Raw genomic sequence first — 15,513 nt, 5'->3', positions numbered from 1 at the left:
CTTCTTTGCGACAAGGCCGCCCTCAACAAGGGATTTGAGTGCTTTGTCAATGGTATTGGGATTCGCCCTGAACTGCTTTTTTAACTGGTTGAAGTATTTATCCCCGTCAACAGCAAGAGCGATGTAAATCGCCCATTTCTGCGGGGTGTCAAGTTCCATGACCGCTTCGCGGATCTCAACCGGAACCTGATCGAGGTAGTGCTGCACAGCAAGTTCATCCATAAGTTACGACCACATAACTAGTTACATATTAGTAACTGATAATCCTTTTGCTATCACTTTCACACCGCACAAAGAAAATTATCTTAATAACAAGTATATACCATCACTGAAATGTCCCTCTCTGAAGAATCAGTCTCGTACTATTCAGAGAGGAAAACGCAGTTCGATCGTCTCAAAAAGGGGACTCCTGTCGGTATTTTCGGATCATTTTATGGATCGAGAAAACGGGATTTGCTCTCCCTCAAAAAATTCCTTTTACGCTCCGGTTACAACGCCCGGATCTCTGAAGATCTCGATACAAGGACAGGAACGGTTCGTGGTAATCCGGACCCGGTGCGGGATCGAATGCTAAGTGATGAACTGATAACAAAAAGCGACATCCATCTTTTCATTCTCGTTCGTGCAAAAGAGGGTGAGCCGGATAATCTCATCCAGTCGGTTTCCATGGAAATTGAACATCTGCATACCCTGAGTGAATGCGGGCAGAAATCTGAAAGATATGTGGCAGTTTATGCAGAGACCGGCCTTCTTGGGACAATGGGTGGAGTATGTGAAGGGTTGCTCGCGATAAAAGAAGATGACTGGGTTGTCGGAGAATTCGATGACATCGAGGAAATATTCCGACCCGCCAGACAATTTTGCCTGAACTGTATTCAGGACATATACCACTGGTAGACCGTGCTCTGCCCCCGATTTTCCCGCCGGCCCCTCCACGCTCCATCACCACAAATCCCCTGTTTCCACCCCACCTTTTCGCGCCTCTCATTCAGCTAACCCGCAGGTTATACCAATCCGGGCCCGCACAAACCCCCGATTCCCCCAATAACTACCAATTCTTTCGAATCTACCGCAGAGTATATATCCAGACATATCATTTTAGAGAATAATCAATTATGCCCCTGACGTTCTGCACGAAGGTAACGAGGAAGATCGCGAAGATCGGGTACACAAAGAAGGTCGCCCGCCGCTTCGCGAAGGTCTTTGCCATCCTCATGACCCTGACCTGGGGCCTTTTCGGGCTCTTTGAGAAGGAAAAAGCACCGATCTACCTGATCGCCGGTGCCGGGGCAATGCATGCGGGTGCCCGGACCGGGATGTTCTCGCCCGCCATCTCTTCTATACGTCGGTGACCGCCGGTCCGGTCATTACTGGTATCTGATTGCCTGGCAGCGTATGCCACACTAGTTTATCAGGCTCGTACTATTTCTAAAAAAAAGCGGGACGATCCTGCACCGGGCCGGCATTGTTATCCTCTTGGACGAGCGGAAGCGTTCGCCCTTCCACGCGATCTAAAAAAGAATACCCCGGCCCCGGGTCACGGGCAGGAACAAAAAAGAGGTGGATTACACAATGACAACCGAAATTAACGAACAGGACGTGATTACGCCGGGTGCGATTGCATCCGGTGCCTCGTACAGCAACCGGATTATTCCCTGTGAGAACGTCGCAGGTGAGACAACAAATGTTCGGAGAGACTTGGGGAGCGGGACCGCACCCCGGAGAAAGAGAGGCCTGCACCGCTCGCCGCTCCTCTACGAAGCGATCGGGATCCTCAACGAGCACGGGTATGCACCGTTCCGTCTCCTTGACAACCCGGACTTCCATGATGCCATCATCGCGACAAAAGATAAGTCCGCGGGGTTGTTGATCGCCGTCATCTACTCCCAGAAACAGGTGCCCGACGCCCATACCCTCCGCGAACTATTTCCCCAAAAAGTGGACAAGGCCCGCGCCATGGTAAAATCCACGCCGCACCGGGTCATGATCTGGGTAAACTCCCCCGTTTCCGGATGGAGATTTTACCGGGTGGACATCGGCGGTATCTCCTACGACTGGGACCTTGCAAAAGAGTTAGGAAGATAATTCCCATTTTTTCATCCGATTTCTGCCCCGATATCTGCCGGCGCAACGCAAACGCCCCGGAAACGGCAACCTGCCATAATTCTTTCCCGGATTCATTTCCTTTTTCAGGCCTATATCCCCCCAACGCCTATGATTCTATGTCAAAGGGCGCCCCGAGACAAAGAAAAAAAGAAAGGAGATGTGAGAAAAATGGCAGACTTCGCACCAAAGAGTGCAATCAAGAGTGCGGTCCGCAAGATTGCGGCACCGCTTGCGGACGTGGACGCGTTCAACACGCTTGTCCAGTCAGTCATCACGAACAACCCGTTCGGATGTGTATCGTATATGAACTCGGGCGCCAACCACCCGCCCGTAGAGAAGTCAAAGGAGAACTACACGGCAAAATTCGTGTACCAGGATGAGGACGCGAAAAAGATCGGCAGCGGCTCGGAGAGCTACAACACGGTCGCCGGCTACAAGGCAGGCATCGCAGCAGTCCTCGCAAACTCGGCGAACGTCACGGCGCACGGGGGGACCCCGGCCCATGACTCCGATGGAGACACGTTCTCTGCGACCCTCAAGTGCCACGCGGCAAACAACGAGATCTTCCTTGTCACCTTCGGCAGGGAGCAGGTATCGATCTCGTCCTACGAGGACGATGCCATCCTGACCGTCGTAGAGACCTGGGCAGATGGTGTTACCGCCCTTGCCTAGAGGTGATCCCGATGGACAACGAGATCATCCTGATCGGTGCCTTTCTGGGCACCGGCCTCCTCGCCTACGTGGTAATCCCCGGCCTGCTCGTCATGTGGGACCGGGTCCTCGACCATATGGAAACAAACGAAGAAAAGAAGTAAGAACAAGACCGGGTGGGGGAGATTCCCCCGCCGGTCTTCTTTTAGATGGGACTGTATCTTCAGACCATCAGTGCCGGGCATCGGCATGCGCATCGAACGCCGGCACATAGGGCTTGATATCCAGGAGCGGCGTGCCGTCAAGGATGTCCACATCCTCTATTGTTATCACGTTACCCTCGACACCCACGAGCCGGACGACCGAGAGGCCGATCGCGTTCGGGCGTTTCGCCGACCGGGTCGCAAAGATGCCGCGGGGAACGGGATCGAGGAAGGGGGTGACCGTCAGGCTGTACCCCGTGGACCGGTGAAGGGCGTAGAGCAGGATGATATGCGAGAACCCGCCAAGATCCGCCAGGCCCCCCACAAGATCGCTCCTGATATCGACGCTCCCCCGGACACCCCGGGCACATTATAACGCTTTTTGGACTTGGAATTTTTCAGGGAGGATACAGGTTGTACCGATTTTACAGCATTATATAGATACTATCGTCAAATCGAAAAAATTAAAAAAGGGGGTTATACCTTCACGTACACTGCCCACTGCTGCAGAGCGATTGGATCTGTCCGGACCATGCGATCACTTCCGAGAAACCGGTTGCAGCCTTGCCGAGTGCAACGGCCCGTAAAGTACGGTCCGTCTCGAGTACGCCGCGGTCATGCCACCAGACTGCTTCCCAGTACCGGTCCTCGCTTGCCGCATAAAGTCGGGTCACTTCGCTGTCCGGATGCTTCCCCATTACTGTCATGGTCTTCCACTGCATGGCATCTGCATCCATCCTGAGCTGGTAGACCATGGCCGTCGGTGTTTTGCCCACGGTATAATTCACATAGGTGCCGGTCTGGCCGGATGCACGGGTACCCCAGTATGTTATCCCGGGATTTCCGGAACAGATCGAGACTTTCCCTTCACCGGGAACTGCGATAAAGGAATACAGCGTTGCCGCATCGGGCCGGAACCGGTTGATCGTGTTGGCGCTGAAAGGATCATCCCGGTGCCACTCCTTACCGTCCCACCAGTCTGTCAGCGAGAAGATGTTGCGGGCGGTCGTGTAATTTACCGTCCCATAATGGTCAACAATCTCCTTCTGTGCCGTGATATAGCGGTAATAACTTGACGGATAATACGTGAGGGGATCCCAGATGAGCTGGGAAGGTTTCATGGCAGTATTCAGGTAATGGTTGGTAGCAATGATATAGTCCGTATTCCCCGTATCTCCCGGGTAACGGATTGCATACCGCGACCGGCTGGCTTCGATCACCTCAGCGTTGCCGGATTTATCGGCAAGCAGATGATTCAGGGCAAATGCACGGGTCGAGTTGAGCAGGAACTGTTCTGCATCCTCCACGGTTCCGGCAGTCATGCCCACATAGGGAAGTTCCAGAAAGCCAGTGATTCCCGGTCCGCTGTCACCTTTTCCTTGAGAGGGACCCGAGTTCATGATATACACAAGTCCCTGGTCGTTGATCACCGCAGCGGTTCCGGTTCGGCCCGCTCCTGACGGGAGGATTGCGGCATGTCCCTTATCGGGATACAGCGCCAGCAGAACTGCATAGGAATTGGAGGGCACAGGATAGTAATCGAAATTTTCACCAACGATCATGCTGCCATTCGTTGTATTGCCAAATGCGGCAAAGGCCGTACAGTGTTCATCGGGACCGGGACCCTGCCTCCCGCCATAATACAACATAACGATGGGATCGTTTGGGGTGAATGGGATCCCCTGGTCGTTCATGGCATCTGACATCCCTTTAAAAAATGCCGGGAAGTCAAACCCGGTAAGTTCGGTTTTGATATACTGGCGGGAGATGCTGCAGTTGTCCATGACATCTGCATACGAATTTTTCGAGAGCGCACTTGCCCAGGCTGCATCCCTCACAATGGCGATGTATTCCGGCACTTCAAGACCGTACTGGTACCCCATCTCGTACGGGCTTCCGGTAAGAATAACGACGGGCATCACACCTGGCGGAGCTACATACGTATCTGAGACCGGTCCCGTTATGGCCGCATCGGATACCGATGTGAACAGGGGTGGGATGCACGACGCTGTGCTGGCAGCACATGTCGTCGAATGGCCGACTGAGCCAGCACTTGTTGCCGTAGCTGCACAAGGTGCAAGGATGAGAATGACAAGGAGAAGCGATAAAAAGAAGGTGAATTTCTTATGAAATCGTTTCATGATTATTATATCATATGCGAGTGGATATAATTTATGAGACGATCTTACAGAGGTCCGGTCACACCCTACATCGGAAATGTCTGGCGTCCTGACATCGGTACCCGTTTTTTATGCAACTAATAAAAAATGAAAATTGTTCCCCCGGTTAATACTTTCCCATTGCCAAGAGTATCCCGCGCATTTCATCCGGCTTCCGAAATCTCTCCTGGAAATCGCGTGGCAAGAGCTCCCTCCCGCTTTCGCGCATCAGATTTTCTAAAAAAAAATATTTGAGCGTTTGGTCTTTCCTGACAGGTCACGGTGTGCCTTGTTTTTTTGTTGAAAACAAGGTTTTGCCGTGAAAAAAAGTATGAAAAACATGATCTTCCATTCATTATGGCAGATTATTCGAATAATCTTCGGTTCTCCAGAGTCCAGTTGTGAATAAGATTTAACAATATTTATTAACCGTTCTTTCCACATTTTTATAAACCGAGTATACGGTATTTTTCGAACCGGGGCACTTCTCAACTGGACATAAATAAATTCGTATCCCTCCGGAGTTGTTCGAAACGATGAGGTCTGGGTATTATGGGTTTCGCACGGTATAGTCTGGTTCCTGCATGGCTGTTGATTAGTGCGATGGTTGCAGTTGGAGTCGGTGTCGTAATTACCGAAGCCTCATGCACGTTCTGGAACAGGGTACCATGAAACATGCGGTGTCCGTGGGGATTGTTTTTGCCGTGTTTCAACTGTTTATCGGCATTGTATCTGCCGTTACCGTTTTTCCAGTACTCAACCCCGATTTTTCCCTGACTGAAGTATCCGATTCAAGTGACGAATCTCTTTACAAGAGAACCATTTTCACCAGTTCTTCTGAGACCCGGAACATCATCTGGTCCGAATATAATGCCCGGCAGAAGGCTGGCATTACTGCAACCGGCGCCGGAAGTGTTATTGTGACCGGTACTAACGGCTCGTTTGCGATGCAGCTTGCCGGTATTGGTCATATCGATGCAGTTCAGCCGGTACTCCCGGGAACGAATATGGCAAACGGGAACCGGCTGGATATTGTCCGCAACGGATACACGGAATGGTACATCAGCCGGGATGAAGGTATCGAGCAGGGGATCACACTCCCGACCCGGCCGGAAGGGACCGGACGATTGCATGTTACCTATACCCTCTCCGGGGATCTCCAGACGGTCCTTAATGGGCAGACCCTCCTCTTCTTTGATCGTTATGGCCCGGTGATGCAGTATGGCGGGCTTGCAGCGCAGGATGCTACCGGTCGTGTACTCCCGTCTGAATTGATGCTCTACGGTAACCAGCTTTCCTGGCATGTCGATGACCGGGACGCGGTCTACCCGGTTACTATCGACCCGTGTATTGCCACGCAGACGGCGATACTTAGTGCTTCGGATAAGGTGGGCGGGGCATTTTTCGGGGCTTCGGTTTCGATCTACAATGATACCGCTGTCGTCGGAGCGAAGGGAGCCTATTCCTACTCGGGTCGGGCGTATATCTTCAAGGATCTGGAGGGGATATGGAGTCAGACCGCAATTCTGAACGCTTCGGATAAACATAATTTGAACTATTTCGGGCAATCAATTTCTCTCTACAATAATACGGTAGTCGTCGGAGCAGATGGAGCCGGGTCTGGATTGGAATATCACACTGACGCTGCAGGTGCAGCATATGTCTTCAAAAACACAGAAGACCGCTGGAGCCAGTCAGTGATCTTGAACGCTTCGGATAAGGCAGCCGGTGCCCATTTCGGGACATCGGTTTCGATCTACAATGATACGGCGCTCATTGGAGCGAAGGGGGCCACATCTGGGGGATATTCCACCGCTGGCCAGGCATATGTCTTCAAAAATAGTGGGGGGACCTGGAGCCAGGTAGCGATCCTGAACGCTTCGGATAAGGCGGCCAGTGCCGGTTTCGGCAATTCGGTCTCGCTCTACAATGATACGATAGTTGTCGGGGCAGATGGGGCCCCATCCGGGGGATATTCCGCCGCTGGCCAGGCATATGTCTTCAAAAATAGTGGGGGAACCTGGAGCCAGTCAGCGATCCTGAACGCTTCGGATAAGGCGGCCAGTGCCGGTTTCGGCAATTCGGTCTCGCTCTACAAAGATACGGTGGTTGTCGGGGCAGATGGGGCCCCATCCGGGGGATATTCCACCGCTGGCCAGGCATATGTCTTCAAAAATAGTGGGGGGACCTGGAGCCAGGTAGCGATCCTGAACGCTTCAGATAAGGTGGCCAGTGCCCATTTCGGGACATCGGTTTCGATCTATAATGATACCGCTGTCATTGGATCTTATGGGGTCACAACCGGAGAATATTCCTCCGCCGGCCAGGTATATGTCTTTAAAAATAGTAAAGGGACTTGGAGCCAGGTAGCGATTCTGAACGCTTCAGATAAAATGGGTGGGGCATTTTTCGGGGATTCAATTTCGATCTACAATGATACCGCTGTCATCGGAGCGTATGGAGCCACATCCGGGGGATATTCCACCGCTGGCCAGGCATATGTAATTACACTCGCTGAATATCCCGCCCCGGCCATCACTGGCATCTCGCCATCATCCGGCCCGTTGGCTGGTGGAACCCTGGTAACCATCACCGGAACAGGCTTTACCGGAGCGACGGCAGTAACGTTTGGCAGCACAGCCGGAACCATCACGGGAACCATTACAGATACGTCAATCAATGCAACCTCCCCGGCCGGAACCGGGACCGTTGATATCACGGTTATTGCTCCCGGCGGCACATCCGATACGGGATTATCTGACCAGTTTACGTATACAGCAGCCCCAACCGTCACCGACATTACCCCCTCGACGGGTGTCAATACCAGTACTACCGCGGTAACGATAACCGGTACCGGTTTCGATACAATAACCCCGCCGATTGTGAACCTGACGAGAACCGGATACAGCACTGTCACGTTGACTGGAGTGAGTGGTACGTCAACAACGTTGAACAGGACGGTGCCTGGCGGAGTTAGAGTCGGAACCTGGAACGTAACCGTCATTAACCCAGACGGCCAGGAAAGTGGGAACCTCACCACATTCACGGTCACAGCGCCGATCCCGGCACCGACGGTAACCGATATCAGTCCGGGATCCGGAGTCAACACCGGTTCAGTAACCGTGTCAATAACCGGCACCAATTTTAACACGACCGAAACCGGGTCTACGACGGTAAATCTGATCCGGTTCGGGAATATGAACATCAGTGTAACCGGTCTCACACCGGCTTCGACAACGATTATACCCGATGTATTACTCCCGATAACCGGAGCAGCGGTCGGGACCTGGAACGTAACCGTCATCAACCCAGACGGCCAGGAAAGTGGGAACCTCACTACGTTTACGGTAACACCAGCACCGACTCCAACTCCAACACCGACAGCAACCCAAACACCAGCCGCAGCCCCGATTGTAACAAGTATCGACCCTTCGGGTGCAATCAATACCAGCGCCAGACTGGTAACGGTAACCGGTACCGGGTTCAACCCAACAATCGACCCGACCGTGAATCTGACGAGAACCGGGTATAGTACTATCATGCTGAATGTATACGGAACCAGCAGCACATCGACATCGTTGAAAAGAACCGTACCCCGTGGAATCATAGCCGGGGCCTGGAATGTCACGGTAACCAACCCGAATGGACAGGGGAGTGGGGATCTCACCCAGTTCACAGTCACAGCGCCGATCCCGGCACCGACGGTAACTGATATTAGTCCGGGATCCGGAGTCAACACCGGTTCAGTAACCGTGTCAATAACCGGCACCAGTTTCAACACGACCGAAACCGGGTCTACGACGGTTAATCTGACCCGGGCCGGGAATAAGAACATTAGTGTAACCGGACTCACACCGGCTTCGACAACGTCTATGCCCGATGTATCCCTCCCGATAACCGGAGCAATAGTAGGGATCTGGAACGTAACCGTCATCAACCCGGACGGTCAGGAAAGTGGGAACCTCACCACATTCACAGTCACAGCGCCGATCCCGGCACCGACGGTAACCGATATCAGTCCGGGATCCGGAGTCAACACCGGTTCAGTAACTGTGTCAATAACCGGTACACACTTCCAGACAACCGGGTCTACGACGGTTAATCTGACCCGGGTCGGGAATAATAACATCAGTGTAACCGGACTCACACCGGCTTCGACAACGTCTATACCCGATGTATCACTCCCGATAACCGGAACAGCGGTCGGGATCTGGAACGTAACCGTCATCAACCCGGACGGTCAGGAAAGTGGGAACCTCACCACATTCACAGTCACAGCGCCGATCCCGGCACCGACGGTAACCGATATCAGTCCAAGATTCGGAGTCAACACCGGTTCAGTAACTGTGTCAATAACCGGTACCTACTTCCAGACAACCGGGTCTACGACGATTAATCTGACCCGTGCCGGGAATAAGAACATCAGTGTAACCGGACTCACACCGGCTTCGACAACGTCTATACCTGATGTCTCACTCCCGATAACCGGAACAGCGGTCGGAACCTGGAACGTAACCATCATCAACCCTGACGGCCAGGAAGGGTCCAATTCATCAGTGACGTTCACGATAACACCCCCCTCCAGAGGCCCCACCGTAACCGGCATCACCCCATCGAGCGGTGCAAATACTGGAACGGTCAGTATCACGAACCTTGTCGGGACAAACTTTGCACCGGGTGCAACGGTGAAACTGAACCGTACCGGGTCATCCGATATCCTCGGGAGCAGCGCAACCGTAGTTTCACCTACAAACATCACCTGCATGTTTGACCTGATCGATGCAACCCCTGGGAAATACAATGTCGTGGTGACCAACACTGACAATCAGGCAGGCATGCTGGAGAACGGATTTACCGTCACGGGAACAACTCCGACGCTCCCTCCAACTCCCACCTTCACGCCGACTCCCCTCCCGACTATAACGACCAGCGGTAGTGACAGCGAGGATTCCACATCCTTCTCCGGTTCGGTTGCAGCAGTTGCAACTGCTCCTGGTGCCCCTACAGGTCATGCGATGACGTTCTCTTTCAGCCACCCGAGTGACGAGCTGGATACCCTCCAGATCATGCAGGTGCAGGTCCTCCCCTCCCGGACTGTCGGGGAGATGTCCCTCATGGTCAAAACCGTAACGCTGGGTGAGTCAAACCAGATCAAAGGTAGACCGGCAGTGGCTGGGTACAGGCAGATCGAACCGATTGGTGGCAATCCCAGCATGTTCTCCAGCGGGAATATCACGTTCCGGGTGACCAGCAGCTGGCTAACCGCAAACCATGTGACACCTGGTCAGCTCGTCATGCTCCGAAATTATGATGGTACCTGGACAGAACTCTCTACGACATATCTGTGCCAGAACGGGAATTATTATTATTTTACAGCAACGACTCCGGGATTCGCCTACTTTGCAGTCGTAGTCAGGAATACCCCCGCAGTAACCCCTGCTGAACCGCAGACCCCGATATCGGTCATTACCTCTGTCTCCACAAAAGCCACGACGACAGATATCACCCCGGAACCGACCCGGGTCCTGACAACGGCCCGTACTTTAACTCCCGCAACGTCAGAGACTACAATTGCACCGGCGGCAGCATCGGCACCGGCCGGTTCTGCCGGGTTCCCGTTGGGGATGGCCATCGGTACAGTGGCGATCGTTTTTGCGGTTGTTGGAAGTGGGCTCGTCCGCCGCTGGTGGATCCGGCACCAGAACCCCGTACTGTTCAGGAAATACAACTGATATACTGACCCGTTGATCGTACACCTCGCGTATCACTTTTTTTCGAACACTTTTTTGGAGGGTTGCCCACGCGGCAGGGAAGGGAGCCCTGAAAGCACGTCCCGGGACCCCTCCCATTTCTGCTTTACGAAAGAGCCAGCTGGTATCAGGCAGGATATCCCGTTACCCTGAGAAAAGCGGTTTCACCGCAACCGATAAAAAATAGCAATATCTTACACATCTCCACGTACCTGAAAAGAGCGTGTCTATGAATACCCACAGCTGGCTGGATCCCCGACTTGAGAAACGAAGTTCGGATACCGATGGCTCCGGAATATTTTCCAGAGTTGATATCAGAAAAGATGAGCGGCTGGCAATATTTGGGGGAAAGATCATGCCGATCGATGAGATGTACCAGCTCCCTCGTGAGATGCAGAGATACACCATGCAGATCGAAGAACGCTTTGTTCTGGGGCCGGCCAGTGCCCGTGCGGAAGATACGGATTTTTTCAACCACAGCTGCGATCCCAACAGTGGTTTTTCGGGCCAGGTCTTTCTGGTTGCCATGCGGGACATCGCTGCCGGTGAGGAGATCACCTTTGATTATGCCATGACCGTTTCAGAGTCGGTGGGAAGCGATATGATCTTCCGGATGGACTGTGTGTGCGGCTCTCCCCAGTGCAGGAAAACGATAACAGAACAGGACTGGATGCTTCCCGAACTGCAGGATCGCTACAAGGGCTATTTTTCACAGTATATCCAGGACAAGATCGTAAAACTGCACGAGAACAGGTCAGGAGATCGGGTAAATGAAGGAGTAAGTCAGCCTGAATGGAATAAAGCCGGGTTGCTTCTACGTTAATACCTCAAAGCGAGAGGCCGTGAACCTGTAAACAACGGCAGGCAGCGCTTACCAGAAATACTACGTGCAGGATCAGTTCCTGCAATTCTCCGGTTTTTATCCCCAGGGCATTGGGACAAAACCATATCACATCCTGTACCTACACATATCAGTATGCCATCTCCCATGGTTGGACGGAAATTCGGCGTCGGGGCGATCACCGCACCCGACCCTGCGAACGTGAAGGGCACCCGAGTCGTCGGGATCTCGGGGTCGAGCCGGCAGGAACCGGGGATGTCCAAGTCCGAGCGTTTGCTCCTTACCGCGCTCGACCGGTGCAAGAGTCTCGGGTGCGAGACAAAGTTCATCCGGCTCAAGGACCTGAAGATCTACGAATGCGAAGGGAACTACTCGGAGGATCCCAACTGCTGCACCTATCCCTGCCAGTCCTCGATGAAGTACGAGGACGACGAGATGGATACCGTATACACGGCAGTCCTTGACTGCGATGTCCTCTTTCTTGCCACCCCCATCCGGTGGAACAACCACTCGGCGCTCGTCCAGAAGTTTGTGGAACGGATGAACTGCATCGAGAACCAGTATTCGTGGTTCGGCAACCGGATGATCAAAAACAAGGTCGTGGGACTTATCATCATCGGCCACGTGGACGGGATGCAGCACGTAGCAGGGAACCTTTTGAATTTCTTTGCCTGGATGGGCTTTCACAGCCCCGAAGTCTCGATCGCCTCGTGGGTCGGTGAAAACGACGAGGACACGACAAAAGACTGGGCACAGATACAGAAAAACCAGTACACGCAGGAAGACCTCACCGACATGGTGAACAGTTCGCTGCGCCTTGCCTGCAGCCTCAAAAAAGGGATCTGACCGGGTGGCCAAAAGGGCCGGAAAAAGCATTCATACCCCGACATCGTAACGGGGTACACGGGCAACCGTTATAGGGAGGACACCATGCTGTACAGAAAATTTCCACGGGCTCCCATGGATCTCTCGATCCTCGGGTTCGGGTGCATGCGCCTCCCGGTACAGGAAAACCGGCAGATCGACGAACCGAAAGCGACGGAGATGATCCGGTACGCGATCGACCGTGGTGTCAACTACGTGGATACCGCGTACCCGTACCATGACGGAGAGAGCGAGCCGGTGGTCGGGAGGGCCCTTCGTGATGGCTACCGGGAGAAAGTGAACCTTGCGACCAAGCTCCCGAGCTGGCTTATCACAAAAAGGGAGGACATGGACCGGTACCTCGACGAGCAGCTCGAACGTCTCGCCACCGATCACATCGATTTTTATCTCGTCCACGGTCTTAATCAGGCAACCTGGGAGAATACGTCAAAACTCGGGGTCCTCGAATTCCTTGATGCTGCCGTAGCAGACGGCCGGATCCGGTTCCCCGCATTCTCGTTCCACGATTCCCTGCCGCTCTTTAAGGAGATCACCGATGCGTACGACTGGACCTTTGCTCAGATCCAGTACAACTTCATGGACGAGAAGTACCAGGCAGGCACGGAAGGGCTGAAGTACGCAGCGAAAAGGGGTTTAGGGATTGTCGTAATGGAGCCGCTCCGGGGAGGCCTCTTGGCAAAGGAGATCCCGGTAGCAAAGGAGATTCTCTCAAAGGCCCCCGTGCAGCGCACCCCTGCCGAGTGGGGCCTTTCCTGGGTCTGGAACCACCCCGAAGTTACGGTCGTTCTCTCCGGCATGTACTCCCTGGAGCAGGTGGTGCAGAACATTGCCTGCGCAGAGAAGGGCCATGCAGGTTCACTCAAAAAAGACGACCTTGCGGTGATCAGCAAGGTCAAAAAGGCCCTTGCCGCCCGGGTAAAGATCCCCTGCACCGGCTGCCGGTACTGCATGCCCTGCAAGAACGGTGTGGACATTCCCGGGTGCTTCGAGTTTTTCAACCAGGCACACATCTACGATGCAAAGGAAGAGTCCGGCGGGATCTATTCGTGGGCGTTAAGCGGGATCTTCGGCGGCATTCCCGGGTTTGCCTCCTGCTGCCTTGCGTGCGGCGAGTGCGAGGAGAAGTGCCCGCAGGCTCTCCCCATACAACAGCACCTCAAAGAGGTCGCCGCATATTTCGGGAAATAAGCCGGCGCTGCGCCTTTCAGACTCCTGTGGGCAGCCCCTTATCAGGCCCTCCCGGCAATCCTTTTTTATGCAGTTCTGGCACCAGACCCTCCCAGTTCCCGTACTATTGCCGACTGACGCAGCGATGTGTCCGGACTGAAGGATATTATAGCTGATCGCACCATCCTTCCCTTACAGGCACTCCCTATTGAACGGGCGCCAGGAAGCAAGGACGTATGCAGGAGATCGTAAAAAAGATGATCACCGAGGCGATGGCTGCCCAGCACGCCGACGTGAACCAGATAAAAAAGAAGCGCGGACAGAAATTTATCGTCGACGACACGAAGGCCTATGTCGATGCCGTAAAGGAGATGAAACCGGCGGGAGCCCAGAGCAAAGCGGTTTTTGCCCTGCACAAGGACTCGGTAAACGCCCACTATACGATCCTCAAAAACCTCACAACCACCATCCGGCCCGAGGACGATCCCTTTGTCGAGCACTACCAGACGCCGGTCATCCTGGAGATCCTCTACGACGAGGACCCGGCATTTAAGAAGAGCGTGGATACGTTTATAAAAGCAGTCGGGAAGGCTGAAGCCCTGATCGGGAAGGAGTCGGCCCGGCGCTACGCCGGGTTCTATGGGCCCACCTGTGTCGTGGACTTTGCCCTGATCCCCGGCAGCAGCAGCAACATCGTCAACCAGATCCTCAAAACCACGAAGATCCCGGTCGCCCACAAGCAGGCGATCCTCGCGGCAAAGTCGTGGGGCATGAACACCTCGTACGGCTTTGGGGATGTCTTTGCCCACGCAGTCGAAGGCGGCGCGACCCTTGCCGATGCGGTCAAAAAAGAGGTCGCGATGATCCAGTCCATCTACGAAACGCCGGTCAAAGCCCAGGCAAAACTCATGGACAGCGTCGGCCAGTCCTCGTTTGACTGCCGGAAGTACATGAAGGATTACCGCACGAAGATGACAGGAGCGGTAAAGGCCGCGATAGACGACGACGTCCACTACGCAAATATCGTCACTGTCCCGGCCTACTGCGTCGGCGATATCGCCCACCACATCTCCCAGTCCACGTACAACATGTGCAAGGACGACGTGATCATGGCGGTCATTGAATCGGTGACCGAAGTGATGGATAAGACGCTCCATGCCGCAGCGCCGAAGATCAAGACCGAGAACGAGGTGCTTGCACTCGCGACCGGCGCCTCTGCGAGTGCCGCCGAGTACCTGCTCGAACTCGACGGGTTCAACGCAATCATGGTCGTGGACATGCTCACGAAACGGTACCACAACTATGTCCAGCTCTACCCGAAGCGCGGGGCGGCCGTCGAACTGCACAACTGCGACTTCATGGACATGGTCTACCGGGGCTGGAAACTCGTGGACAAGGCCCGCCGGATGCAGGCCGGGACCCCCGGGGCACTCACGCCGAAAGTGGGCGGGTTCAACGTGGATCTCTCGCCGATCTTAAAGAACGACGTGATCGCAAACCCGCAGCGGTACGCGTACCCTGCCTGTGCGATGACCGTGCGGTTCTCGGCAATGATGCGCCTTGCCGACTACCCGTGCCTCTTAACAAGCGAGCCGGTCACCGCGACGCTGATGACTAACATCATTGCGCTCAACAAGACCGTCCCTGCCGCCCCGGCCCGGATCTGCAAGGACTGTGCCTCTGCTGCCCTCATGGACTTCCGGCACTGCTCCTGCCAGTGGAAGGAAGCAGTTTAATGTCCTCATGCGGGA

Annotated in this window: 12 protein-coding genes and 1 pseudogene; 10 read left to right on the top strand and 3 right to left on the bottom strand. The window is 54.1% G+C overall.

All coding sequences use genetic code 11. The annotated features are described in order from the left end of the window. Positions 1-222, bottom strand: a 222-nt coding sequence (locus WCX19_RS06255) for a hypothetical protein (RefSeq protein WP_373006244.1), incomplete at its 3' end; no start/stop codon positions are given. Positions 223-333: 111 nt separating this feature from the next. Between WCX19_RS06255 and WCX19_RS06250 the strand changes: the two genes are divergently transcribed. The 5 genes from WCX19_RS06250 to WCX19_RS06230 all read left to right on the top strand — a co-directional run bounded on the left by WCX19_RS06250 (position 334) and on the right by WCX19_RS06230 (position 2,921). Further along, positions 334-897 (top strand): hypothetical protein, encoded by a 564-nt coding sequence (locus tag WCX19_RS06250; protein WP_373006242.1) that lies wholly within the window; start codon positions 334-336, stop codon positions 895-897. Positions 898-1,115: 218 nt separating this feature from the next. Beyond that, the gene (locus tag WCX19_RS06245) at positions 1,116-1,352 is read left to right on the top strand and encodes a hypothetical protein (protein ID WP_373006240.1); all 237 of its coding nucleotides are present in this window, start codon (positions 1,116-1,118) and stop codon (positions 1,350-1,352) included. 220 nt (positions 1,353-1,572) lie between these two features. Beyond that, complete coding sequence (locus WCX19_RS06240; protein WP_373006238.1) at positions 1,573-2,085, top strand: hypothetical protein; 513 nt, start codon at positions 1,573-1,575, stop codon at positions 2,083-2,085. A 189-nt stretch (positions 2,086-2,274) separates the two neighbouring features. Further along, complete coding sequence (locus WCX19_RS06235) at positions 2,275-2,778, top strand: hypothetical protein (RefSeq protein WP_373006236.1); 504 nt, start codon at positions 2,275-2,277, stop codon at positions 2,776-2,778. A gap of 11 nt (positions 2,779-2,789) precedes the next feature. After that, entirely contained in the window at positions 2,790-2,921 is a 132-nt protein-coding gene (locus WCX19_RS06230) for a hypothetical protein (RefSeq protein ID WP_373006234.1), read from the top strand. A gap of 67 nt (positions 2,922-2,988) precedes the next feature. Here WCX19_RS06230 and WCX19_RS06225 read toward each other — a convergent pair. Both WCX19_RS06225 and WCX19_RS06220 read right to left on the bottom strand, forming a co-directional pair. Beyond that, positions 2,989-3,309, bottom strand: a pseudogene (locus WCX19_RS06225) (SAM-dependent methyltransferase); the annotation flags it as partial. A gap of 136 nt (positions 3,310-3,445) precedes the next feature. Further along, a complete protein-coding gene (locus tag WCX19_RS06220; RefSeq protein WP_373006232.1) occupies positions 3,446-5,101 on the bottom strand; it encodes a C45 family autoproteolytic acyltransferase/hydolase in 1,656 nt (551 codons plus the stop codon). Positions 5,102-5,787: 686 nt separating this feature from the next. On the opposite strand from WCX19_RS06220, the gene WCX19_RS06215 reads away from it, so the two are divergent. The 5 genes from WCX19_RS06215 to WCX19_RS06195 all read left to right on the top strand — a co-directional run bounded on the left by WCX19_RS06215 (position 5,788) and on the right by WCX19_RS06195 (position 15,498). Further along, entirely contained in the window at positions 5,788-10,851 is a 5,064-nt protein-coding gene (locus tag WCX19_RS06215) for an IPT/TIG domain-containing protein (protein WP_373006230.1), read from the top strand. A gap of 247 nt (positions 10,852-11,098) precedes the next feature. Further along, positions 11,099-11,692 (top strand): SET domain-containing protein, encoded by a 594-nt coding sequence (locus WCX19_RS06210; RefSeq protein ID WP_373006228.1) that lies wholly within the window; start codon positions 11,099-11,101, stop codon positions 11,690-11,692. 165 nt (positions 11,693-11,857) lie between these two features. Then, entirely contained in the window at positions 11,858-12,556 is a 699-nt protein-coding gene (locus WCX19_RS06205; RefSeq protein WP_373006226.1) for a flavodoxin family protein, read from the top strand. Positions 12,557-12,640: 84 nt separating this feature from the next. Beyond that, positions 12,641-13,783 (top strand): aldo/keto reductase, encoded by a 1,143-nt coding sequence (locus WCX19_RS06200; protein WP_373006224.1) that lies wholly within the window; start codon positions 12,641-12,643, stop codon positions 13,781-13,783. 215 nt (positions 13,784-13,998) lie between these two features. After that, the gene (locus WCX19_RS06195; protein ID WP_373006222.1) at positions 13,999-15,498 is read left to right on the top strand and encodes a DUF2193 domain-containing protein; all 1,500 of its coding nucleotides are present in this window, start codon (positions 13,999-14,001) and stop codon (positions 15,496-15,498) included. Positions 15,499-15,513: the final 15 nt, after the last annotated feature.

This window comes from Methanoregula sp., assembly GCF_041663825.1.
Classification (GTDB): domain Archaea; phylum Halobacteriota; class Methanomicrobia; order Methanomicrobiales; family Methanospirillaceae; genus Methanoregula.
This window is presented reverse-complemented; position numbering and strand designations above follow the sequence as displayed.

Bases quoted from the DNA above. Each gene is read 5' to 3' on its own strand.
- WCX19_RS06215 (WP_373006230.1), top strand. From the start codon at position 5,788: ATGAAACATGCGGTGTCCGTGGGGATTGTTTTTGCCGTGTTTCAACTG.
- WCX19_RS06195 (WP_373006222.1), top strand. From the start codon at position 13,999: ATGCAGGAGATCGTAAAAAAGATGATCACCGAGGCGATGGCTGCCCAG.
- WCX19_RS06205 (WP_373006226.1), top strand. From the start codon at position 11,858: ATGGTTGGACGGAAATTCGGCGTCGGGGCGATCACCGCACCCGACCCT.
- WCX19_RS06235 (WP_373006236.1), top strand. From the start codon at position 2,275: ATGGCAGACTTCGCACCAAAGAGTGCAATCAAGAGTGCGGTCCGCAAG.
- WCX19_RS06220 (WP_373006232.1), bottom strand. From the start codon at position 5,101: ATGAAACGATTTCATAAGAAATTCACCTTCTTTTTATCGCTTCTCCTT.
- WCX19_RS06200 (WP_373006224.1), top strand. From the start codon at position 12,641: ATGCTGTACAGAAAATTTCCACGGGCTCCCATGGATCTCTCGATCCTC.
- WCX19_RS06250 (WP_373006242.1), top strand. From the start codon at position 334: ATGTCCCTCTCTGAAGAATCAGTCTCGTACTATTCAGAGAGGAAAACG.
- WCX19_RS06230 (WP_373006234.1), top strand. From the start codon at position 2,790: ATGGACAACGAGATCATCCTGATCGGTGCCTTTCTGGGCACCGGCCTC.
- WCX19_RS06240 (WP_373006238.1), top strand. From the start codon at position 1,573: ATGACAACCGAAATTAACGAACAGGACGTGATTACGCCGGGTGCGATT.
- WCX19_RS06210 (WP_373006228.1), top strand. From the start codon at position 11,099: ATGAATACCCACAGCTGGCTGGATCCCCGACTTGAGAAACGAAGTTCG.
- WCX19_RS06245 (WP_373006240.1), top strand. From the start codon at position 1,116: ATGCCCCTGACGTTCTGCACGAAGGTAACGAGGAAGATCGCGAAGATC.